At 42.4% G+C, this 21,907-nt stretch carries 19 protein-coding genes and 1 tRNA gene; 13 read left to right on the top strand and 7 right to left on the bottom strand.

From position 1 onward, the window contains the following. Positions 1–172: 172 nt before the first annotated feature. Positions 173–2,314, top strand: a complete 2,142-nt coding sequence (locus tag NZ848_RS16425) for an outer membrane protein assembly factor BamB family protein (RefSeq protein ID WP_390890891.1) — start codon at positions 173–175, stop codon at positions 2,312–2,314. 202 nt (positions 2,315–2,516) lie between these two features. Then, on the top strand, positions 2,517–4,796 hold the full coding sequence (locus NZ848_RS16430; protein ID WP_259016422.1) for a glycosyl hydrolase family 95 catalytic domain-containing protein: 2,280 nt from the start codon (positions 2,517–2,519) through the stop codon (positions 4,794–4,796). 70 nt (positions 4,797–4,866) lie between these two features. Here NZ848_RS16430 and NZ848_RS16435 read toward each other — a convergent pair whose 3' ends face one another. Both NZ848_RS16435 and NZ848_RS16440 read right to left on the bottom strand, forming a co-directional pair. Further along, the gene (locus tag NZ848_RS16435) at positions 4,867–5,379 is read right to left on the bottom strand and encodes a hypothetical protein (RefSeq protein ID WP_101725774.1); all 513 of its coding nucleotides are present in this window, start codon (positions 5,377–5,379) and stop codon (positions 4,867–4,869) included. 110 nt (positions 5,380–5,489) lie between these two features. Beyond that, positions 5,490–6,185, bottom strand: coding sequence for a porin family protein (locus NZ848_RS16440; RefSeq protein WP_259016424.1), 696 nt, complete (start codon positions 6,183–6,185; stop codon positions 5,490–5,492). Between the two features lie 221 nt (positions 6,186–6,406). Here NZ848_RS16440 and NZ848_RS16445 point away from each other — a divergent pair, with 221 nt between their 5' ends. The 5 genes from NZ848_RS16445 (at position 6,407) to NZ848_RS16465 (ending at position 10,565) form a co-directional block, all read left to right on the top strand. Beyond that, entirely contained in the window at positions 6,407–7,312 is a 906-nt protein-coding gene (locus tag NZ848_RS16445) for an ABC transporter ATP-binding protein (protein ID WP_259016425.1), read from the top strand. 2 nt (positions 7,313–7,314) lie between these two features. Beyond that, entirely contained in the window at positions 7,315–8,097 is a 783-nt protein-coding gene (locus NZ848_RS16450) for an ABC transporter permease (protein WP_259016426.1), read from the top strand. Between the two features lie 4 nt (positions 8,098–8,101). Then, on the top strand, positions 8,102–9,163 hold the full coding sequence (locus NZ848_RS16455; protein WP_259016427.1) for a sensor histidine kinase: 1,062 nt from the start codon (positions 8,102–8,104) through the stop codon (positions 9,161–9,163). Further along, positions 9,153–9,848: a LytR/AlgR family response regulator transcription factor gene (locus NZ848_RS16460; RefSeq protein ID WP_259016428.1), complete on the top strand. Its 696-nt coding sequence runs from the start codon at positions 9,153–9,155 to the stop codon at positions 9,846–9,848. Before NZ848_RS16455 ends, NZ848_RS16460 begins: the two co-directional genes overlap by 11 nt. A 201-nt stretch (positions 9,849–10,049) precedes the next feature. Continuing rightward, a complete protein-coding gene (locus NZ848_RS16465; protein WP_259016429.1) occupies positions 10,050–10,565 on the top strand; it encodes a DinB family protein in 516 nt (171 codons plus the stop codon). Positions 10,566–10,587: 22 nt separating this feature from the next. On the opposite strand, the gene NZ848_RS16470 is transcribed toward NZ848_RS16465, so the two are convergent. Continuing rightward, complete coding sequence (locus NZ848_RS16470) at positions 10,588–13,143, bottom strand: non-ribosomal peptide synthetase (RefSeq protein ID WP_259016430.1); 2,556 nt, start codon at positions 13,141–13,143, stop codon at positions 10,588–10,590. Next, the gene (locus tag NZ848_RS16475; RefSeq protein ID WP_259016431.1) at positions 13,140–14,069 is read right to left on the bottom strand and encodes a uroporphyrinogen decarboxylase family protein; all 930 of its coding nucleotides are present in this window, start codon (positions 14,067–14,069) and stop codon (positions 13,140–13,142) included. Before NZ848_RS16475 ends, NZ848_RS16470 begins: the two co-directional genes overlap by 4 nt. Before the next feature lie 239 nt (positions 14,070–14,308). Here NZ848_RS16475 and NZ848_RS16480 point away from each other — a divergent pair, with 239 nt between their 5' ends. Beyond that, positions 14,309–14,815 (top strand): hypothetical protein, encoded by a 507-nt coding sequence (locus tag NZ848_RS16480; RefSeq protein ID WP_259016432.1) that lies wholly within the window; start codon positions 14,309–14,311, stop codon positions 14,813–14,815. Between the two features lie 16 nt (positions 14,816–14,831). Here the strand turns inward: NZ848_RS16480 and NZ848_RS16485 are convergent, their stop codons facing one another. Beyond that, positions 14,832–15,674 carry an SPL family radical SAM protein gene (locus tag NZ848_RS16485; RefSeq protein WP_259016433.1) on the bottom strand — a complete coding sequence of 281 codons (843 nt, stop codon included), beginning with the start codon at positions 15,672–15,674 and terminating at the stop codon, positions 14,832–14,834. A 227-nt stretch (positions 15,675–15,901) separates the two neighbouring features. Beyond that, positions 15,902–17,113, bottom strand: coding sequence for a GTP-binding protein (locus tag NZ848_RS16490; protein WP_259016434.1), 1,212 nt, complete (start codon positions 17,111–17,113; stop codon positions 15,902–15,904). Positions 17,114–17,688: 575 nt separating this feature from the next. Here NZ848_RS16490 and NZ848_RS16495 point away from each other — a divergent pair. From NZ848_RS16495 to NZ848_RS16515, 5 genes are all read left to right on the top strand, one after another. After that, positions 17,689–18,798, top strand: coding sequence for a PAS domain S-box protein (locus NZ848_RS16495; protein ID WP_259016435.1), 1,110 nt, complete (start codon positions 17,689–17,691; stop codon positions 18,796–18,798). Positions 18,799–18,936: 138 nt separating this feature from the next. After that, positions 18,937–19,395 carry a response regulator gene (locus NZ848_RS16500; RefSeq protein ID WP_259016436.1) on the top strand — a complete coding sequence of 153 codons (459 nt, stop codon included), beginning with the start codon at positions 18,937–18,939 and terminating at the stop codon, positions 19,393–19,395. 188 nt (positions 19,396–19,583) lie between these two features. After that, on the top strand, positions 19,584–20,285 hold the full coding sequence (locus tag NZ848_RS16505) for a VIT1/CCC1 transporter family protein (protein ID WP_253527115.1): 702 nt from the start codon (positions 19,584–19,586) through the stop codon (positions 20,283–20,285). A gap of 18 nt (positions 20,286–20,303) precedes the next feature. Further along, complete coding sequence (locus NZ848_RS16510; RefSeq protein WP_259016437.1) at positions 20,304–20,771, top strand: hypothetical protein; 468 nt, start codon at positions 20,304–20,306, stop codon at positions 20,769–20,771. Positions 20,772–20,800: 29 nt separating this feature from the next. After that, positions 20,801–21,706: a bestrophin family protein gene (locus tag NZ848_RS16515; protein WP_259016438.1), complete on the top strand. Its 906-nt coding sequence runs from the start codon at positions 20,801–20,803 to the stop codon at positions 21,704–21,706. Positions 21,707–21,790: 84 nt separating this feature from the next. Here the strand turns inward: NZ848_RS16515 and NZ848_RS16520 are convergent. After that, a tRNA-Asn gene (locus NZ848_RS16520) sits at positions 21,791–21,864 on the bottom strand. Positions 21,865–21,907: the final 43 nt, after the last annotated feature.

Below are 21,907 nucleotides of genomic sequence, written 5' to 3' on the forward strand. Positions count from 1 at the left end.
ATCTTTTTTTTGAATGTTAAGTATAAATTAAATCTGCCGTAATAACTCATTCAAATTTTATTATTTTTGAGAACTCTATTCAATTCAAACAAAATCGCGCTATGGCCAATCTTTTGCCAGTACCAAGGCAAAAGTGTAAAACAATATGCCCGATGGTTTTACCCTATAAACAATGAAACGAAATCCTCACCTTTACAAAAGGCTTTTGGTGCCTGTCCGCCTGCTTATGGTTCTGCCGGGCATAGTAGCCCTGATGCTTCATGCAACTCCGGATGCTGTGCCTGATATCGACTGGACAGAATACAACGGCGGGCCCGACAAAAATCACTTTTCTTCTCTTACCCAGATTAACACCGAAAACGTAAAACAACTAAAAGTAGCCTGGGAGTATGCCTCAGGCGGGGCAGACACCCTGAAAAACACCACCCAGATGCAGTGTAACCCGATTGTTATTAAAGGGATATTGTATGGGGTTTCGGCGGGGGCGCAGGCTTTTGCGGTTGATGCCGCCACCGGAAGAGAAATCTGGAAGACACGCCTGAATGATGATACCTTTAACATGACCAGCCGTGGGGTAACTTATTGGTCAGACGGCAAAGAAGCCCGTATTTTCTTTGCCTACGGCGCTTTGATGTATGCTTTGAATGCCGCCGACGGCAAGCCTGTGCCAACTTTTGGCACGGGCGGGAAAATCAATCTGAAAGAAGGGATTGTACGACCCGGCGCTGATGATTACGTGGTGGCCAACACACCTCCCTCGGTTTATAAAAACGTGCTCATAGTGGGCACAAGAGTGTCTGAAAGTGCTACGGCTCTGCTGGGCGATGTAAGAGCTTATGATGTGATATCCGGGCGATTAATCTGGACATTCAGAACCATACCCCGTCCGGGTGAATACGGATATAATACCTGGGAAAAAGATAATTACAAAAACGTAGGCGGCGCCAATAGCTGGATGGGCATGGCTGTTGACCAGAAACGCGGGATAGTGTTTATACCGACGGGTTCGGCAGCTTTTGATTTTTACGGTGGAAACCGAAAAGGTGATAACTTGTTTGCGAATTGCCTGATTGCCCTGAACGCCAGTACCGGAAAACGGCTTTGGCATTTTCAGACGGTGCATCATGATATCTGGGACAGAGATATTCCGGCTCCGCCTAATTTGTTTACTATTACCCTGAATGGCAAAAAGACAGATGTGGTGTCGGTAGTAAGTAAGCAGGGTTTTACGTTTGTATTTGACCGCGTAACAGGTAAGCCTGTTTTCCCGATTGAAGAGAAGCCTTTTCCGGCCTCTGATATCCCGGGCGAATTGGCCTCCAAAACACAACCCATACCTTTGTTACCCGAACCTTTTACCAGGCAGCGGTTTACTGTTGATGATGTAAACAGCTTTGCATCAAACAAAGAAGAAATTATTGAGACCTTGAAAAAATCTAAAACCGGAAACCCCTTTATTCCTTTGGGCAGAGAGAGAACACTCTTTTTTCCGGGCAGTGACGGTGGGGCGCAATGGGGTGGGGCATCGGTAGACGAAAACAGTATTCTGTATGTGCCGGCCAAAGAAAATCCGGTTTTCAGCTCATTGATAGACTCCCCTCATTCTGCAAGCGGTAAGGCGGAGGTGTCAGGAAAGCAATTGTACCAGACCTATTGCGCTGCCTGCCACGGCACCGACCGCGAAGGGAATCATGACGGAACCATACCGGGTTTACTGGGGGTAACCACCAGGTACACGAATGAGGGTATTTTGCAGATTCTGGCCAAGGGCAGGGGAATGATGCCGGCCTTTACCCAGATAAAAGAGACCGACAAAAAAGCCATAATAGATTATCTGAGCGGTAAAAATTCAAGTTCTCAAACTTCCGGAAAGACAGGGCTGTCAACCGTGGCCTATACCCATACAGGGTATAACCGCTGGTATGATACCAACGGATATCCTGTAAGTACACCTCCGTGGGGTACACTAACTGCCATAAACATGAACACCGGCAAACGCCAGTGGCAGGTGCCTTTGGGCGAATACCCTGAACTAACTGCTAAAGGCATACCGCCTACCGGTACTGATAACTACGGTGGTTCAGCAGTAACTGCCGGAGGATTGCTGTTCATTGCGGCTTCAAAAGATGAGCAGTTCAGGGCATTTGACCGCCACACAGGCAAAGTACTGTGGCAAACCAAACTACCTGCTGCCGGATACGCATCGCCCAGTGTTTATGCAGTTAATGGCAAACAATACGTAGTAATAGCTTGTGGCGGCGGCAAACTGAAAAGTAAATCTGGCGATAAATATGTGGCTTTTGCATTGCCCTGATATTCTATATGATTTTAGAAAAGAAATTATATGCAATTCAATGCTTGAAACGGTTCGCCGTAGAGTTCATCAGTTAGCAAAAAGAAGGTTTTTTTTACAAGTCTTACCGACTTAGGTAGGTAGTTAAATGCAAGTTTGTTGCTCAATTTAATTAGTAGTTGTATTTATTCAATTGGTTGCTCTTCAATTAAACATAAATCAAATGCGGTTATCTCTGTTTATTGCCCTGTTATGTATTTCAATCAGCACCCTGGCGCAGATTTCTGAAAATGCCATTGGCTTGCAGTTTAATCAATTACCAAAGCGGTGGGATGAGGGGCTGCCGCTAGGCAATGGCTTGATAGGAGAATTAATCTGGCAGAAAGGGAATAGGTTGCGATTTTCGCTCGACCATGCCGAATTATGGGATTTACGCCCCATGAAAGACCTGCATACACCCGGTTTTAATTACGCCTGGGTAAAAGAACAGGTGTTGAAAGATAACCTGAAGGCCATACAAAAAATTGGTGATGAACCCTACGAGAGCGAACCCGCCCCAAGCAAACTGCCCGGTGCAGCCCTTGAATTTGACATGACCGGCTGGGGAGATGTAAAGCGCGTTGCCCTGAACATTGAAAAAGCCGAAGCAGAAATTGAATGGGAAAGCGGCACAAGGCTTACCTCTTTTGTACATGCTGCTAAACCCGTAGGGTATTTCAGATTTGAGAACCTGAAAGGTTTCAATATGGAGCTTCTGGCACCTGAATATGAAGGTGAAATAGATAAAACTGCCGGTGGCTCAGTGGCAGGTGATGACCTGGCGCGGCTGGGCTATAAACAGGGAAAGGTATTGGCACACCGCCAATCTTTTGTATATGAGCAAGAAGGTTGGGGCGGGTTCAGTTATCAGGTATGTGTACAATGGCAGCAGGTTTCAGCCAGTGTGGTAGAAGGCCGGTGGGCCATTTCGGCGCATTATCCGCAAAAGCCCAAGGTAAAAGCAGTAACGCTGTTGTCTGTTGCGCAGCCCTACAAGGCATCGTTTGCCAGCCATCAGGCCTGGTGGAAAAACTTCTGGGGCAGGTCGTCTATCAACCTGCCTGACTCAGTTCTTGAAAAACAATGGTACCTTGAACAATACAAGTTTGGGAGCGTGGCGCGTGCCAATACACCGCCTGTTTCTTTACAAGCGGTATGGACAGCCGACAATGGCCGTTTACCACCCTGGAAGGGTGATTTTCATCATGACCTCAACACCCAGCTAAGTTACTGGCCAGCCTATAGCGGCAACCATCTGGACGAAGCAATGGGGTATCTGAATCACCTTGACCAGAACAGAGCGCAATATAAAAAGTACACCCAATGGTTTTTTGGTACAGATGGCCTCAATGTACCGGGTGTAACAACCCTAAACGGTGAAGAAATGGGCGGCTGGATTCAGTATTCTTTATCGCCTACGGTTTCTTCATGGCTGGCACAGCATTACTACCTGCAATGGCGGTACAGCATGGACAGGGCTTTTCTTGAAAAGCGGGCGTATCCGTGGTTTAAAGAGGTAGCGCGGCATCTGGAACAAATCACCTATAAAGATGCAGCCGGTAAAAGGCAATTACCACTAAGCACCAGCCCGGAGATTAATGAAAATAGCAGAGGGTCCTGGTTCAGCGAAAATACCAATTATGACCTCGCCCTGATGAAATATGTTTTTGCCAAAGCGGCAGAGCTGGCCAAAGAATTGAAACTAACTGCCGAGGCCAGGCATTATGAACAGATTCACGCGGAGTTTTCTGATTATTATCTGAGCGAAAATAATGAGTTGAAGTTTGCCCGAAATTTGCCCTATAACCAGTCGCACAGGCATTTTTCTCATTTGATGGCCATTCATCCGCTGAGCGAAATCCGCTGGGAAAATGGTGTAAAAGAGCAGGCAATTATCAAAAACACCATACAACTACTTGAAAAAACAGGCCCCGGTTTGTGGTGTGGTTATTCTTACGCGTGGCTGGGTAATCTTAAAACCAGAGCCAAAGACGGAGAAGGAGCCGCCAGGGCTTTAAAAGACTTTGCTACCGCTTTTTGTTCTGTCAACTCTTTTCATCTCAACGGCGACCAGACCAAGACAGGTAAGTCTACCTTTACTTACAGGCCGTTTACATTAGAAGGTAACTTTGCATTTGCAGCCGGTGTTCAGGAAATGCTTCTACATAGCTACGCAGGATTTATTGAGGTTTTTCCGGCCATACCCAATGGCTGGCAGCAAGTAAGTTTTGAACAGCTAAGGGCAGAAGGGGCATTTCTGGTGAGTGCAAGTAAGGAAGCCGGGCAGGTAGATGCCATTAAAATAGTAGCCGAAAAAGGTGGTAAAGCCCTTTTAAAGTTACCTTTTAAAACCCATTATTTCCAGACCCGCAAGGGTGTGGTAGTTAAAACACTGCCAGGTAATATGATGGAGCTGACCTTTGCAAAAGGGGGAGAAATAGTGGTAAGAAATGGTTACGAATAAATACCAAAAGGGAGTTTCTGTAACAGAAACATCCCCCGATTTATAATAGATTAGTACAATATTTTTTTACTTATTTTATTTTTCTGTAAAGATACGCAGGCGCATCAAAGGCCATGCCGTTATCGATCATCAGTTCTGTTGGGCAAAGTCTGATAGTTCCTCTTATGTAGTTATAGCTACCATCGGCAAAGGTTTCAAAGTCTGGTTTAAGGTTTACCCAATATAGCTTATCTACTTGCCCTTGTGTAAAGTCGAAGGTCATGGTTTTGGCCAGTTTACCATTTTCAAATATCTCAACCAGTTGTTTGCCGGTGCTTTTTTCTGATATCTTAAGTCGAATATCCGGTAGGTCTTCTGGCAGCGGAGTAAATTGAATGGTGCCTTTCAGTTGCCATTCGCCATAAATTCCTTTTTTCGCATCTGCAATGGTTAACGGCACATCGGCTGAGTTGCGGACGCAGTCAAAATCGAGAATTGATTCTGCCTTAACGCGGTTCAAAGCCGGTACCTCATCGGCTGAGGTCTTACATGAGCTTAAATAAAGCAGCGAAAGAATGCCAAAACCAAAGAGAGTTTTTTTCATGATTTGTATCAGAAATTTTGTAAAAGAGTTAGAGAACCTTTATACCAATGATGCTTCAAATTGCAAAATGGTTGTAAGGTATTTATGAAATTAATAAAATTTAACATTTCCTATAATCGATACCCAATCGTAAAAGAAACATTACGGTTCTTATAGCTGTACACATCGGGGCCTGCCATATACTTATATTGCAGGTCTCTCAATCCTGATTCGTAATTTACTCCAACAGTCCAAACCTTGTATTCTATCCCAAATCCGGTGCTTATGCCATGATCAAATCTGTTGATGACTGAATACTCAAAGGTTTTACGGGTTTGCGTCTCCTCAGATTTGTCAATTCCTATATATTGGCTTTTCAATTTATCGTTTCCGCCAGCTCCGTAAGCAGCATAGTAGCCGCCATTAACAAACAAGCGCATGCCAGGGCTCAGGCTTAATTTATAAGCCAGCTTTATCGGCACTTGTACGTAGAGCTGGTCAATTGTGTTTTTATATTGGGTAGTGGGCGGGTTTGCAGACCCAACCCAAATTTCTTCCCCTTTGTAAACCACACCTTTGGTGGTAAACATCAGCTCAGACTGAACATAAATGCCTCCTTTAAGTTGGTATTCGCCGGTTATACCTGCCTGAAACCCGGCCTTTGGATTATTCTCACTATAAGCATAAGGTGTAAAAGTAGATGTTGAAAGGTTAAGCCCTGCTTTGACACCGTAACTGGGTTTTTTCTGCGCCCGGGCATCAAATGAATAACTGAAACCTGCCAGTAAAAACAGGCTGATTAGTAAAAGAATTTTTTGCTTTTTCATAAATGATTGTGAAAGTGAGTTATGCAGAAAGTGAAGCCTGAAATTGCGTTCAGAAGGTATCAGGTAATTCATCAAAGTTAACGCAATTTTCAGGATTTAACCTATACATTGAATTATACCTGATGATTACGCCATTTAACAGATGATTATTGCCTGTTGACCTAAAATTGTTTCATCCTGAAATCTGTAATCTTAGTTTTGAGTAAACAAAAGAAGCTATTATGACCACTATTCAAGTATCTAATGTGTCGCATCAGTTTGCCAATCGCGAATATGTGCTGAACGACATCAGCCTGAGCGTAAAAGAGGGTAGTATCTATGGTTTTCTGGGGCCAAACGGAGCCGGAAAGACCACCACCCTCAGGCTTATTCTCGGGCTGTTGAAAAAACAGAAGGGAGAAATTGAAATTTTCGGAAAACCCTTTGAAGCCAACCGGCTGGATATACTGGCCAGGCTGGGTTCGCTCATTGAGAGTCCGTCTTTGTACGGGCATCTTTCCGCTACCGAAAACCTGAAGGTATGGCAGAGGGTGTATCAGTCGCCTGAAAACCGTATTCCCGAAGTGCTGCAACTGGTAGGGCTGGGGCATACCGGCAGTAAGAAAGCCGGTCAGTTCTCGTTGGGTATGAAACAACGGCTGGGTATTGCCGTTGCCTTGTTGCACAGCCCGTCTTTATTGATTCTCGACGAACCCACCAACGGCCTGGACCCCAGCGGTATTGTTGAAATGCGTGAGCTTTTGCGCACACTGAACCAGAATCAGGGTATTACCATTATTATTTCAAGCCACTTGCTGGCAGAAATTGAAAAACTGGTAACAGATGTAGGTATTATTCATAAAGGCAAAATGCTGTTTGAAAGCTCACTGGCCGACCTCATGAAACGCCAGCAACAGGCATCCGTCATTTATTTTGATACCGATAACAACACCGGCGCCTTGCAATTGTTACAAGAGCGCAACATGGCCGCCCGTATTGTAAAAGACCGCCTGGAGGTAGACAACCTGGCAAAACCAGGTATTGCGCAAATTAACCGGGCATTGGTTGAAAACAGCATAGAGGTTTATGGTATACAGACCTATGCGAATGACCTTGAAAGTATTTTTATGAACCTAACCAGTAACTGATAATGCAAATATTTATACATAGTTTTCAGAGCGAATGGCTCAAAAAGAAAGGTACGCTGGCGTTTTGGCTGGTATTTGTGGGGGCATTCTTTATTCCGCTCATTTTTACGTGCAGAGGGTTGTTTTATCCTGCAGATTTTCTGGCAGAGGCCAAAACGCCGGTTTTCTGGGATGTGCTGCAAAGACGCAGCTGGCAGTTTATGGCCATATTTTTGCTGCCCATGGGTGTTATTCTTTCTACAAGCCTGATAACCCAGCTGGAGTTCAGAAACAATACCTGGAAACAACTACACACCACTCCGCAGAGCTACACAACCGTTTTCTTCAGCAAGTTTGCAGTAATAATTGTAATGCTCTTGCAGTTTTTTGTGCTCTTCAATATTGGTATTTATCTGTCGGCGCTTATTCCTTCTTTAGTTCGTGGCAATACCGATTTTTTCAAGCATGACTTTCCATTGCTTACCATGCTTGAGAACACCTCCTTTTATTTTCTTGACTGCCTGCCTATTGTGGCCATTCAGTATCTGGTAAGTTTGCAGTTTAAAAATTTTCTGGTGCCTTTTAGTGTGGGTATAGGTCTATTGCTGACAGCCTTAATTGGTCTGCAATGGAAATACGGTTATACCATACCATATACTTACACGCAATATTACCTGTTTTCGGGCGGTAACCAGGGCAGCCCCAGGCCTCCACAGGTAAATTTTCATTACTGGGCATTAGGATATTTTATTGGGTTTACTTTGTTGGGATATTTACTGTATATTTCAAAAAAAGAAAAAGGCTGAGCCAATGAAAAAAATAGTGGTAATGGCTTTACACGCAGGCTATTGGATATTGTATCTTTTCCTGTTGTTTATCATTATTTTGTGCTTGCAGGTGGGCGCAAAAATGAAAACCATACCACTTTTTACCGATTTCTCTTTTACTGTTTTTATGGCATCTTTTACCTTATTGCCTGCCATTTTGGGCTTTTATGTCTTTTATCACCTGTTGTTTGATAAATTTCTGATACGCCGGAATATCCTGCTTCTCTTTGTAACGGGTATTCTGGCGGCCATTGGTATCAGCTTTTTTAGTGCTGCGGTTATGTCTGTTTTGCACAACTATAAAATAGGACCCGGGGTTTTTAGCGAAAACTACGTGGCCATAGTTACGATACTAACCGTGATCACAATAATTGCTATTCTCAACGGCGGAATGGGGCTGCTGACCAGAGGGTTTATCAGGTGGTATGCCGAACTGAAATGGAAAGAAGAACTGACACGCAAGCACTTTGAGATGGAGCTTGCCCTGATAAAGTCTCAGATAAGCCCGCATTTTTTGTTCAATACCCTTAATAATATAGACGTACTCATAACCAAAAATGCCGGCCAGGCCTCATTATACCTCAATAAGTTGTCGGGCATTATGCGCTTTATGCTTTACGAAACCAAGACCGAAAGGATTTTGCTGAGCAGAGAACTGATTAACATTGAGCAGTATATTGACTTGCAGAGGATAAGAACTGCCAACCCGAATTATGTCATTTTCAGGGTTGCGGGTAGGGCAGACCAGGTTGAAATATCACCGATGATTCTGCTGCCTTTTATTGAGAATGCATTTAAACATGCCGACAATAAGAAAAATGAAAATGTAATCAGAATCAGTATTGAGGTAAAGGAACAGGCACTGATTTTTGATTGCGAAAACAGGTACTCAGTTTCCGGGCTGAAGCAGGAGTACGGGGGCTTGGGTAATGAGTTAATCAGTAAAAGGCTGGAATTGCTGTATCCCGGCAGGCATACCCTGGCAATCAATAAAACCACCGATATTTATTCTGTAAAATTGGAATTGAGTATTTATGAAGATTAGCTGTATAATAGTTGAAGACGAGCCACTGGCCGCAGAGCGGTTGCAAAATTATGTGAAAAAACTGCCATTTTTGCATTTGTCGGGTATGTTTGACAATGCCCTTGATGCACTGGTTTTTCTGAAATCGCAATCGGTTGACCTCTTGTTTCTGGATATTAATCTGGGCGATTTTTCGGGGATACGTCTACTGGAAACCGCTAATCTAAAAAGCCGTGTAATTTTGACCACAGCCTACCATGAATACGCCATTAAGGGCTTCGACCTGAAAGTGTCTGACTACCTCTTGAAACCTTTTACTTTTGAGCGCTTTGTGCAGGCCGTTGAACGTGTGCAGGAATATTTTACAAAGCAGGAGCCGCCTCAACCCATAAAGTTTATCTTTGTTAAAACTGAATACAGGCTTGAAAAAATTATGTTCGATGAGCTATTGTTTATAGAAGGCAAAGGAGATTACAGGCAGATTCATACCAAAACCAGAAAGATTATGACCTTACAGACTTTTACTGATTTTGAACAGGACATACCGCCTGCCATTGTCTGTCGCGTGCATAAGTCGTATATGGTTGCTATTGACAAAATAGATTCAATTGAAAAAGACCGAATCAGGATACAAAACACCCTTATTCCGATTTCAGATAGTTATCGTCAGGGTTTTTATGAGCTTATTCATCAGTCTATAAAGTAGGTTAATGTAAGTAAACTATGGGTTTCTAAAATGGCATTTTTCTTTCTGGCTCAAAATGTCAGCAACTTGTCTGTTTCATTCCAATTCTTTGGCATAATTTTGCTGCTGTAATGAAGGTTTTATGGCTGCTACAAAAATTGTTTTTCTGATTATACCCGAAAGCTATAATAGTATTTTAAAGGAATCAATCACATACAAAAAATGACAAAAGCTGAAATTTACCCAATGCCCGAGTTTTTTGACAGATACATTCATCTGGCCGATGATGTGGAATTGAACGAAGCCCTGGAGACCAGCCGGGATGAACTCGATAATCTTCCCATAGACTTATGGAAAAGCATTGGCGACAAGGTGTATGCGCCCGGCAAATGGACAATCAGAGATATTCTGCAACACATGATAGACACTGAAAGGATTTTTGCCTGCCGTGCCTTATGCTTTGCACGTGGAGAAACCGCCCGGATGCCGTCTTTTGACGAAGAAGAATATGCAAGAAATACGATAGCCAATGAGCGCAGCTTTGATGACCTGCTAACCGAGTTTAAGTTGGTGAGAGAAACTTCTATTATGCTTTTCAAATCATTTACCGACGAGATGCTGCTCCGTTCAGGGTTATCATTCAGAGGTACATACTCTGTGCTGGCCATTGGGTTTATTATGGTTGGGCACCAGCGCTGGCATTTGAATATCATAAAAGAACGTTACGAAACCTTGTAGTCGGGCGGGTAAAAAGGGGGCTTCAATGCGCTTGTTCAATTTTCGGGCTGGTTTTATAAATGGTTTCTACCAGATGTTTGATAACAACGGGGGCATTATGTTCATCCAGCATATCTAAATGCCCGCCAATCAGGCTGATGGTATGTATTTCGCTAAAATAGGGTTTCCAGGGCGAGCCACTTGGGTCGTAGTAAGAGCCATCACAGCCATAATACCATAAAGGAGCATCTATCGGGCTTGCCTCCAGTTGGTAATAATGGTACCATAAAAGCGATGGAATAAAGATTTTGATATTCAGGCGCTCTTCCAGCCCATAAACCAGTTTTCTTGCCAGTGCTGAGCGAACATACACCATTCTTAAACCATACTGTATAAAATCGCCCCTTTCCAGAAAATCTTTTGTTCTTTTAAAGAAACTGTCTTTGGGGAACACCGTATTCATTTTTGGCAAGCCTTCTACGACTCCCAGGTAAAGATAGTTTTGCAGCTGTCGGGCGGTGATGATTTTATTCATTAAAAGCCCCCCGGTACAAATACCCAGATACCCCACATTGGGTTGGTTGTAGTCAGGCATCTGCTCAAATATTTTCTTAATGGCGTAGTCCCAGTTGCGGTCTCTGGCAGCTAACAATGAAAAATCAGGATAGCTTATGATATTGATGCTTACGTGTTCAGACAAATTATTGAGAAATACCCTTGTGCTTTCCGTTATTCCGATAACCGCCGGAAAAACATAAATACGATAAACAGATTTGTCTTTTATCTGAATATCCATCGCCTTTAAAATACCATAAATCTCGCCGGGTGTCATAGCTCCATGAATCCAGTCGGTGGGTAGGTTAGTATTTAAATCAGACTCTAACTGCACCAGAAAGTTAACGGCATTTACCGAATCACCACCTGCATTCTTCCACGAAACATCGTTATCGAACGATTTTTTGTCCAGAATTTTACACCAGGTTTGTTTAAGCGTTTGGTACAGAAAATCTTCATTGGTGCCGGATGCATCCGTTTCACTAGCTTGTGTTGCATATTTTTCAGCCAATGCTTTCAGCGCTTTGCTGTCGTTTTTAAAATTATGCAATGTGGGTAGATCATTAACCTGAATACACCTTTGAGGAATCATATATGCGGGTAATTGCTCTGCCAGCCATTCTTTCAGTATCGGTTCGGCGAGAATAGTTTTGCTGATAAAAAAAGCAAACAGCGCATTGTGCTGGCTTTGGGTGTGTACTATCACACCGCAACGGTCAATGGCGGGGTGTTTCATTAATGCCCCTTCAATTTCGCTCAATTCAACTCGGTATCCGTTTATTTTAACCTGGTTATCCTTGCGACCAATAAATTCAAGCAATCCGTCCTGATTAATTCTTCCCAGGTCTCCGGTTCTGTAAGTTCTTATTTCCGGATGGGTGGGATCTGTGCTGAATGATGTTCTGGTTTGATCAGCATTTTTCCAGTACCCCAACGATATGTAAGGGCTGCTAACGGTTATTTCTCCGGGTTCTCCATCAGGTACGGGTGTATTGCCTTCACCAACCAACAGCATTTTTCTGTCCTCAACAGAATACCCAAGTGGTATAAGTTCCTGACCGATAACCGTCTGATGATTAATAAACCACTGCCTGTAAATGGTAGCAATTTCGGTAGCGCCAATGCCTACGTAAAGCAGGCAGTCAGCACCAAAAAATGACTTGTACAATGCTACATCGGCATTATAAATACGGTCTCCTGCCAGATAAATCAGCCGAACCGAGGAAAGGTCATCCTGTGCCGGATTCAGTTTCAGAAAAGTTCTGAAAATATTGGGGATGGAGTGGTAAACCGTGATGCCTTCCTGACGGATGAATTGGCTCAAATCATACAAGCCACCTTTTTTCAGGTTTTTGATAATCAGGGTGGTGCCGTTCAGTAAAGCGCCGTAAATGTCTCTGATGGCTCCGTTTACACTTGGCGAATACAGCAGCGTCAGGCGGTCGTTTTCGTTCAGATGCACAGAGTTGGTATATTGCATTACATCGTGCAGCAGATTTCGCTGGTTCTGATACACCCCTTTGGGTACACCTGTAGAACCGGAAGTGTAAATAATATATGCCAGGTCTTCTGCCTTGGCCGTGCATACAAACGTTTCTTCGGTTTTTGCCGTAAGCGCATCCATACAGATTGGATGGAATGCCCGATAAGAATCTGCCAGTTCAGCTAAAGTAATGACAGATTTTACCCCTGATTGTTCTATAATCAGACGGTTGCGGGCTTCAGGCAGGTCTATATCAAGTGGTACATACCCACAACCCGCCGCCAATGCGGCCAGCATGGCCACCGGAAAAAACACATCATTAGGCAAGGCGATGCCAATGGGCTCTTTTTGGGTGCTTTGGCCTTTGATAACCCCTGCAAGCGTACAAGCTAACTGGTAGGTTGCCCGATAGCTTAACTGAGCAGCATCTGATTGAAGCGCAATTTTATCAGGATTCCTTCTTACAACTTCTTCAAAGATTTTGAAAACTGGTAAGTCTAGCCAGGTTTGTTCAAATTTCCTGAACTGTACATCTTCCGGGCCCTGGAAATCTAAGCTCATAAACTTTTTATTGTTTTGGCAACGGCCATCCATTGTCTGATGCTTTCATCGGCGAAATCAAGCGGCAAAACGCAGCCGCAGGTAACTATATCGCCAGTACTTTTTTCATTAATGAGTTGCAGCATTTCGCTTTCTGTTTGGCATAGTGCCATTTCTGATGCAGGCAGCCCACATAATAAGCGGTTTGCTAATGGTTGCTTCCATGTTTCATCAATGTGGGTCTGGGTACTGTATTCGTAATGAATGTAACAATTGGCAGGTATATTGCTCAGTGAAAAGTAAACATCTTCGCCATGAATATGAAAAAAACTGAACTGAAGGTCTTTACAGGCATTGAGGCATTGGGTATCATAAGGCTCACCGAATAGTTTATAGGTTTCTTTAGGCAAAGCGCCATTGCGCATGTGCTGGGTAACAAAATAAATTCCTTTAGAACCCGCCGCAATCAGTTCATTAATTACATAGAGGGTGTTTTGGGTAATTCTTTCCAGACCTGCCTGTACCTCATCCGGGTTTGTTGCTACATGCTGCAGAAAGACAGGCAGCCCGGCCATTTGCACGGCCTGAGAAACCGGACAGAAAACCGTAGAAACAACTGGTGTGCCATTGGTGGTTTTATTGTAAACCTGGCGGCAGGCGCCTGCTATTTCTTGCAGCAACTGGGGTTTTGTTTGGGAGAAATCAGGAAGCCGGAGCCAGTCCTGCGGGCTGTTAATTATGGTTTTGGTAATAATGCGTCTACCCAGGTAGTCGCCATTCCAGATGTCTTCTACACCGTGGCATACAGCCTGCCAGCTACCGGCCGGGGTAATTTTTATAAAATCGCAATTAAATTTTTGTTGAAACTCAAGCGTGCTTTGCGCCAGCGTTTCGGCCTTCTGGTCGGCAACCGGATGATGCTTCCAAAACGAAACAAGACTTTGCATGATATTTGGCTCGGAATAGGTTAAAGAGGCCTCAATAGTTTATAAAAGTGGCTAATTGCAAAAGTAGAAATAATAAGGATTATTAAAAACTGAAAAGTAAAGCGGTAATACTGCATAAAAGCAGGCCTTTGGCCGATTAAAATAAATAATATCTTAGGCTTTTACTTTTATTTGTTGTAATGCATTATTTTTGCCTGATTGCGTATCCAATAAAAAATAAACCTCCTTCGTTTGCTGTTATGAAAAAAGTATGGGTTCTACTGTTTATACCAGTTGTTTTTTGTGGTTGTAGAGTTACACTTACCCGCCCGCTGAAAGGCAATTACCCCAGTGAATATACAGTAAACATTAATAAAACACCCGACGAGGTATGGAATAAGGTAATTGCTTATTGCAGAGACCACAGGATCAGCCTGAAACTAACGGATAAAAAGAGCGGTGTTATTCTTTCAGACCCCTATGAAGTAACTACGTACTCATTCGAGAATCCGGATGGTACCCCAGAGTTGCCAAGCGCCATTGCTATTGTGGGTTGCGAAACCATCAGGTCGTTCAGAAATGACTGCCAGAGGCCAACTGCTATATGGGGTAAGCTGGTTTTTAAGCTAAAAAAAGAAGAAAACGTCACCACTTTAATGGTGATGTTGACAGACCTGGCAGCGTGGTATAACCGTGGCGGCAGTTGTTTAAGAGACGTCAAATCAACTGGGTTTTTAGAAAAACAGCTACTCGAACACATTAGGTAGAACTTTACCATACCGCTTATAGTGGCTTAAGATTGGGCAGGTGCGCTCTTAATGTTTCTAGTGTCTCATTGAATTTGCGGTCGCTCCAGTCAGTTTTCTGTATCAGTTTAAGCGCTTCTTCTCTTGTGCCTGATACAAATTTGGTTTTGCTGAAATGAAACCCCTGGATATAGTATTTCTTTGCGCCGGTTTCAAGTAACCTTTGCGCAAATGTTGTTGCGTTTTCAACTGGAAGCAGGGGCGATAACGAAATACAGGTATTGATGCCTGCCTCCTGCACCTCTTTGATAGCTTTTAAACGAGCATTGATTGACGAACACACCGGCTCAAAGGTCTTGCGGACCTCTTCGCTGTCGGTTGTGATACTCATATTTACCTGAATTGACTCAAATTGCTTAAAAAGGTCTATATCGCGCGTTACCAGGGGGCTGCGGGTTTGCACCACCAACCGCACTTTATGATACTTTACAAGCTCTTGCACCAGGCTTCGGGTAAGCTCCAGTTCTCTTTCAAGCGGTTGGTAGGGGTCTGTGGCGCTGCTCATGTAAATTGATTTGTTTATCATGGGCGCTTTTCTGTGTTTCATAAGAAGCTGCAACGCATTTTCTTTTACTCTTACCCAATATCCCCAGTTATTTTGTTCTTCCTCCGACCGCGTAAAGAATGCGGCATAGCAGTAGCTGCAGGCAAATGAGCAACCCGAGTAGGGGTTTAGGGTGTAGTCGAAGCTCTTTAAAGCGCCTTTGCCTTCGGTAAGTATTGACGATGCCTGCTGATAAGCAATGTGCGCATGGCCCAGTTTGCTGCGCTTTTCTTTTGTATCTGCGGGTTCAAACAATTCAAACTGAATGGGTTTCATGTTTTTTTTCTTAAAAGAACCTGTTTATGCACTTATTTTACTTGCTACACAAAATGTATAGACAATATTACACAAAATGAATAGAATATGAATAACCACCAGCAAATTTTTTTATTTTACCAATTGAATAAACGATAAGCGGCATACATTGGCAACTGCCGCCCAGTAAAGGCAAAAAAAAACAACCCGAACCATAGGCCCGGGCTGTTGCATCAATTAATTCAGTATTAGTTAAATAACGGAAATGGGTCTTTGAATCTGCTACCCTTTTCCATCTGCTGTATTTCTTCTTCAGTGCAAAGGCAAAATTCCAGCTCGGCCTCTATCAGGCCTCTGTTCAAATCCTGCCCTATAAAAACCAGTTCGTTTTGTCTGTCGCCGAAACGCTTATCCCAGCGGCTTTCAATTACAGACTGGTTATGTACAAAAGAGGCATAGCGTATCCGCTGTTTAAAGGGCATACTTGCCCACCAAACTCCCGCACTTTCGGCACGGAGCGAGCCACCGGCCTGGCTCCAGTTAAGAGCTTCGTCGGGGCGTGATGCAATCCAGAATAAACCCTTCGAACGGATAATACCCGCGTGCCAGTTGTCTGAAAGGTAGTTCCAGAATCGTTCAGGGTGAAATGGGCGCTTATCTCTGAAAACAAAACTGCTGATACCGTACTCTTCAGTTTCGGGCACGTGGTCCTTGCCGTTTTTCCGGTTTTCAAGTTCCTGAATCCATCCGGCAGATGCCTCCGCTTTGTCATAATCAAACAAACCGGTATTGATGATTTCGCCGGGATTTACTTTGCTAAACGCCGATTGAATGATTTTTGCCCCCGGATTGAGCGAATGTATAACTGCTTTTAGCTCGCCCAGCTGATAAGGCGTAATGAGGTCTGTCTTGTTCAGAATTATTACATCCGCAAATTCTATCTGGTCTGTCAGCAGGTTAACAATGGTTCGGTGGTCAGGTTCATTTTCATTCATATTCCTGGTGGTTACTGTATCGGCCGACCCGAAATCTTTACCAAAATTGAAGGCATCAACTACTGTTACCATGCAATCAATATAAGCCCAGTCAGACAAATTAATGCCGTTCTGTTCGTCAACAAAACTGAAGGTCTGCGCTACCGGAACCGGCTCTGAAATACCCGTCGATTCTATGAGCAGGTAATCAAAACGTTTTTCTTTGGCCAGTTTTTCAACTTCTATCATTAAATCTTCACGCAGGGTACAACAGATACATCCGTTCGACATCTCCACCAGTCTTTCTTCAGTGCGCGACAACGTGTTTTCTTTTTCAACCAGTTGTGCATCAATGTTTACTTCGCTCATGTCGTTCACAATAACGGCTACTTTTAGCCCTTCTTTATTGTGCAATATATGGTTAAGCAGGGTAGTTTTACCGGCGCCTAAAAAGCCAGATAAAACAGTAACGGGTAATTTCTTCATCGTAAATCTGTTTTTGCAATATTGTTGCAAATGTAAATAATCTATCTTTTAAATGCAACAGTGTTGCATTTAAAAGATAGATTATTTTAACTTAATTCATTTTAAGACCAGCCGTTAAAACGGGCAGGCGTTATAAAAAATCAAGGATAGTGTACTTTGCCTGTTCAAATGCCCTGGGGTTTAACAGAGTGCATTTAACGGTATGTTAAATATTTAAAATGAGGTTTTTGCTCTAAAAAAAGCAGCAGGTTTGTGGAGAATTAAAAGATTAACACGGGCATTGAGCTACTAAAGGTAAAATTTCTAGTACCGAATTTGATTTTACTATTCGTTTGTAAGTATTTCTAAAATTTTATATAATTGCAATTAATCATGTTCTTAATCCGGGTATTTAGTGGATTAATAAACTCAGCTGATATTCTAAAAAAATAGCATAATATTTATTATATGGTGCAATTTTTGCTTTGATCCTTAAAACATCATGTGACTTCTTATAATTAACTTATTGTTAAAGTCTAAAATCCGCTCAGATGTATTGAAAGTATTTTGAGTTTCTGATTTCAATTTATTTGACAATGATTGATAAAAGTTTACTGGAAAAAAGAAGGGTTGAAGCCGTACATCAATTGCTAGAAATTGAGTTTGACAAACAAAAAGATTATCAGGAAATAGTTGATTTGGTTGCTGAATTATGTGAGGTTCCCGTTTCTATGATATCCTTATTGGATGAGAAGTCTAACTGGCTAAAGGTTAGGTCTGGTTATAACGCTGAAGTAATGCCCCGTGAAACTGCATTCTGTAATTTGGTTGTTGATTCAAGCCAGATGCAGATTGTACAAGACACCACCAATGATAGCCGTTTAAACAATAATCCTTTGGTTTATTCTGAACCATTTGTGAGATTCTACGCAGGCGCACCGCTTATATTAAGTAATAATCTGGTGGTGGGTTCTCTCTGTTTGTACGACCTGAAGCCCAACTCTTTAAATGCAACCCAGCAAAAGACTTTGGCTTTATTGGCCAAACAGATAACGAACCTGATGGAGCTTGAATTGAGCAACAGGATTCTAAATTATAAAATTGCTGAAATTGAGCAAAGGAATAAATCACTGCTTAAAATTGCCCAGATTCAGTCGCACGAGGTAAGGCATCCTCTCACTACTATTATGGGTTTGGTGAATCTGATTAAAGAGGGTTACCAGACAGTTGACAAGGAATGGATAGAAATGATTCAGGAAGCAACGAGCATTCTGGATAAAAAAATTTCGGCAATTGTGAATGAAACCATTCCTGAAAAAGACCTGAGAATGGTAAGGTTTAATAAAATGGTAGAAGAGATTGAAGACTATGCCATAATTTTGCTCGACAGAGACGGAAAGATAGAAAACTGGAACACCGGGGCTGCAAAAATAAAGGGCTATAAAGCCATTGATATAATTGGTAGGCATTTCTCAACGTTTTACACCCCCGAAGACCGGCAGGCGGAACGTCCGCAATATTTATTAAACCAGGCCATAGATAAAGGGTTTGTGAAAGATGAAGGCTGGCGCGTACGTAAAGATGGGTCACGGTTTTGGGGAAGCGTGGTTATTACAGCCATACATGATGATAAACATGAAGTAATTGGGTTTACAAAGGTAACAAGAGACCTGACTGATATGAAAACAGCTGTTGCTGACAATTGAAATTAAATAACACAACAGAAGACAGATATAGTAAACTGCTTAATTTTTTTTGACTTTTTAAAGTAGACGGAAGATAAAACAGAGTGATTATTTCAGTTTGAAATAGTAAGTTGAAAACTTTATTAAGTTCTAGCCATGATGAACAATATAGAAAAAAATGAACAAAAACGATGTGTTTTGCTGGTTGATGATGACAAGATTATCAACTTTATGCATCAGAAGTTAATAAAAAACTGCGAACTGGCATACCCGGTTGAAGTGGTAATGTCTGGGCAAGAGGCACTTGACTACCTGACAGGCAAAGGCGCATTTGAAGGCCTAGAAAACAGATTGTTGCCAGGGTTGGTCTTGCTTGATATCAATATGCCTGTTATGGATGGGTGGGCCTTTCTTGAAAATTACTGTACAATTGATGAAAAGTTGAGAAAGGGTGTTTTTATTGTTATGCTTACGTCGTCAATAGACCCTGCAGACAAGCGGCGGGCAGAACAAAACAAAGACGTCAGACTGTATGTAAATAAACCGCTCACCAAGGGCAATCTGCTAAAAATAATTGAAAGTTACAACCAGCATCTTTCAAACCAGATATCCGTATAATGTTATAAACGCTTCTTCTACAGGTTTACTATTAACAGGTTCTGACGTTTTTCAGTACCTTAAATCAGGTTTGTAGTATCTTTCGTTGATTTTCTTTGCTCTTGTGTTTTTTCATATAAAGAATAAACTAGCTTTGTTCTTTATTCATTAGGGTGTTTATTCCTCTGCCGCTTAAATTTAAGACAATTATGGTAACCATTGACAATTACTTAGACAGCCATTACATACACCGTAGCAACTGGTTAAGAGCAGCGGTTTTGGGTGCTAATGATGGCATTATATCTATTTCGAGCCTTGCTATTGGTGTTTCAGCCGCAAGTATAACCAGAGAGCCCATCGTATTGGCCACTGTTGCAGGGTTAGTTGCCGGTGCATTGTCTATGGCAGCAGGCGAGTATGTATCGGTTAGTTCTCAGACAGACACAGAAAAAGCTGATATAGAAAGAGAAAAGCAGGAACTGGCCGAAATGCCAGAAGAGGAATTGAAAATTCTGGCTCAGATTTATGAAAGACGAGGCCTGAAAAAAGAAACAGCCATGCAGGTTGCTATTGAACTAACCGAAAAAGATGCTTTGGGTACACACATGAGAGATGAGTTAGGCATTAACGAAATCAGTCAGGCTAATCCTATACAGGCTGCATTGGCTTCTGGCGCTTCTTTTTGTGTTGGTGGCGTATTACCATTGCTGGTTATCCTATTTGCGCCTGTAAAGGGCATGGAATACTGGCTTTACGGATTTACTATTGTTTTTCTGGTTTTACTTGGGGCAACCGCAGCAAAAACGGGCGGGTCTGGTATTGCCAAGGCTATTTTGCGCATTACGGTGTGGGGTACCATTGCCATGGCGCTCTCTGCTTTTGTTGGATATCTTTTTGGCGTTAATGTGTAACACTTAAACATTTGTATTATGAACGGAGCACACTGGCATTTAGTAGTCAATCATTTACCAATAGTTTTCCCTATTGTTGGTATAATAGTATTGATAACGGGCATTATTTCTAAATCTGAGGCTGTTAAACGTACAGGTCTGATGATTTTTGTTCTGGGCGCATTTGCTGCCATGGCGGCAATGGCAACCGGTGAAGGCGCAGAAGAAGTGGCAGAGAAAATTAGCGGGGTGACAGAAAATGACATTAAGAGCCATGAGGAAATAGCAGAATCCTTTGCCTTGCTCGCCTATGTTTTGGGTGGCTTGTCGGTTTTGGGTCTATGGGCTAGCTTTAAGGGTAAGAGCTTTGCTTCAATGGTGTCAAATGGCGCTTTGGTGCTGGCTTTAATAGTAATATACTTTGGCAGACAAACCGGAACAACAGGCGGAGAAATACGTCATACTGAAATAAGAAAAGGTTACCAACAACCAGCTGAAGATAAATAACAGAAAAGTAAACAAGCCGGGCAGGTAAAATGATAAAAACTGAAAAGGATGGCCTACTTCAATTGTTGAAAATCGCTTCGCCATTTATTGTGCTTACAACGGTGTATGCAATTTTGGTGCTTGTTATTGAAGAATATTTTGGAGACCATATTTACAAAATTTCGGGGCAAATCGGTTCTGTATTTGGATTGGCCGTGGCGTTTTTCTTGGGATTCAGAATGAATTCGGCCTATGACAGGTGGTGGGAAGCGAGAAAGATTTTTGGTGAGTTGACCAACAACACCCGAAGTTTTGTTACAAAAATATACATTTATTTTGGGAATCCTGAGAATCTGCGCGAAACCGCCAGAACTGACGGTACTCTTCAGGCAGCGAAATTGATTGACATGGCGGTCTTGTATATCCGGCAGTTAAAGAATGAAATGCATCATAATTTCAAGCCAATCTTTAGCGCGGAATCAAAACAAATACTTGATGAGTTTAAGGTTGATACAGGAAATAAAATTTCAAATGAAATACTGGTTGCACTGGCAGTAAGTATTGAAGCCCGTTTTTCTGAAAAAGCAAACGTAGAAAAAGGCGATTTAATGCAACACATTAACCGGTTTTATGAGATTCAGGGGAAAGCTGAGAGAATCAGGAATACGCCATTTTTAATGATTTATAGTGCTTTTACAAGGATTATTGTCAGCTTTTATGTGGTACTGATTCCGGTATTTATAGGAGACATTGACCTGGGTGGAGAAAATAGTGGATTTGAGTTGCTGGCCATTCCGATTATGGTTATTATCAGTTCAGCTTTTCTGACTATCAATAAACTGGCCAACTTGTTTGGAGAACCCTTCTCTGAAAATAAAACCTCTGTAACAATTAACGAAATCTGCCAAACAATTGAACAAAATTGTAACGAGGTAAGAAACAAAATAAAGCCGTGATTGCCCCGGTTTAATTAGAATATCTTTACAAATTTTGGGTAGAAAAAAAGCACCTAACATTGCTGCTAAGTGCTTTACTTGATGCTCCCGAAGCTGGGCTCGAACCAGCGACCCTCTGATTAACAGTCAGATGCTCTAACCGACTGAGCTATTCGGGAATCTTTGCCGCGATTCCTTTTTCTGAAATCGTGGTGCAAAATT

Source organism: Emticicia fluvialis, from assembly GCF_024793945.1.
GTDB lineage: Bacteria > Bacteroidota > Bacteroidia > Cytophagales > Spirosomataceae > Emticicia > Emticicia fluvialis.

Coding starts and splice junctions, on each gene's coding strand:
- NZ848_RS16475 (WP_259016431.1), bottom strand. CDS start 14,069: ATGCAAAGTCTTGTTTCGTTTTGGAAGCATCATCCGGTTGCCGACCAG.
- NZ848_RS16490 (WP_259016434.1), bottom strand. CDS start 17,113: ATGAAGAAATTACCCGTTACTGTTTTATCTGGCTTTTTAGGCGCCGGT.
- NZ848_RS16430 (WP_259016422.1), top strand. CDS start 2,517: ATGCGGTTATCTCTGTTTATTGCCCTGTTATGTATTTCAATCAGCACC.
- NZ848_RS16440 (WP_259016424.1), bottom strand. CDS start 6,185: ATGAAAAAGCAAAAAATTCTTTTACTAATCAGCCTGTTTTTACTGGCA.
- NZ848_RS16515 (WP_259016438.1), top strand. CDS start 20,801: ATGATAAAAACTGAAAAGGATGGCCTACTTCAATTGTTGAAAATCGCT.
- NZ848_RS16485 (WP_259016433.1), bottom strand. CDS start 15,674: ATGAAACCCATTCAGTTTGAATTGTTTGAACCCGCAGATACAAAAGAA.
- NZ848_RS16470 (WP_259016430.1), bottom strand. CDS start 13,143: ATGAGCTTAGATTTCCAGGGCCCGGAAGATGTACAGTTCAGGAAATTT.
- NZ848_RS16505 (WP_253527115.1), top strand. CDS start 19,584: ATGGTAACCATTGACAATTACTTAGACAGCCATTACATACACCGTAGC.
- NZ848_RS16510 (WP_259016437.1), top strand. CDS start 20,304: ATGAACGGAGCACACTGGCATTTAGTAGTCAATCATTTACCAATAGTT.
- NZ848_RS16425 (WP_390890891.1), top strand. CDS start 173: ATGAAACGAAATCCTCACCTTTACAAAAGGCTTTTGGTGCCTGTCCGC.
- NZ848_RS16480 (WP_259016432.1), top strand. CDS start 14,309: ATGAAAAAAGTATGGGTTCTACTGTTTATACCAGTTGTTTTTTGTGGT.
- NZ848_RS16500 (WP_259016436.1), top strand. CDS start 18,937: ATGAACAATATAGAAAAAAATGAACAAAAACGATGTGTTTTGCTGGTT.
- NZ848_RS16460 (WP_259016428.1), top strand. CDS start 9,153: ATGAAGATTAGCTGTATAATAGTTGAAGACGAGCCACTGGCCGCAGAG.
- NZ848_RS16455 (WP_259016427.1), top strand. CDS start 8,102: ATGAAAAAAATAGTGGTAATGGCTTTACACGCAGGCTATTGGATATTG.
- NZ848_RS16445 (WP_259016425.1), top strand. CDS start 6,407: ATGACCACTATTCAAGTATCTAATGTGTCGCATCAGTTTGCCAATCGC.
- NZ848_RS16465 (WP_259016429.1), top strand. CDS start 10,050: ATGACAAAAGCTGAAATTTACCCAATGCCCGAGTTTTTTGACAGATAC.
- NZ848_RS16495 (WP_259016435.1), top strand. CDS start 17,689: ATGATTGATAAAAGTTTACTGGAAAAAAGAAGGGTTGAAGCCGTACAT.
- NZ848_RS16435 (WP_101725774.1), bottom strand. CDS start 5,379: ATGAAAAAAACTCTCTTTGGTTTTGGCATTCTTTCGCTGCTTTATTTA.
- NZ848_RS16450 (WP_259016426.1), top strand. CDS start 7,315: ATGCAAATATTTATACATAGTTTTCAGAGCGAATGGCTCAAAAAGAAA.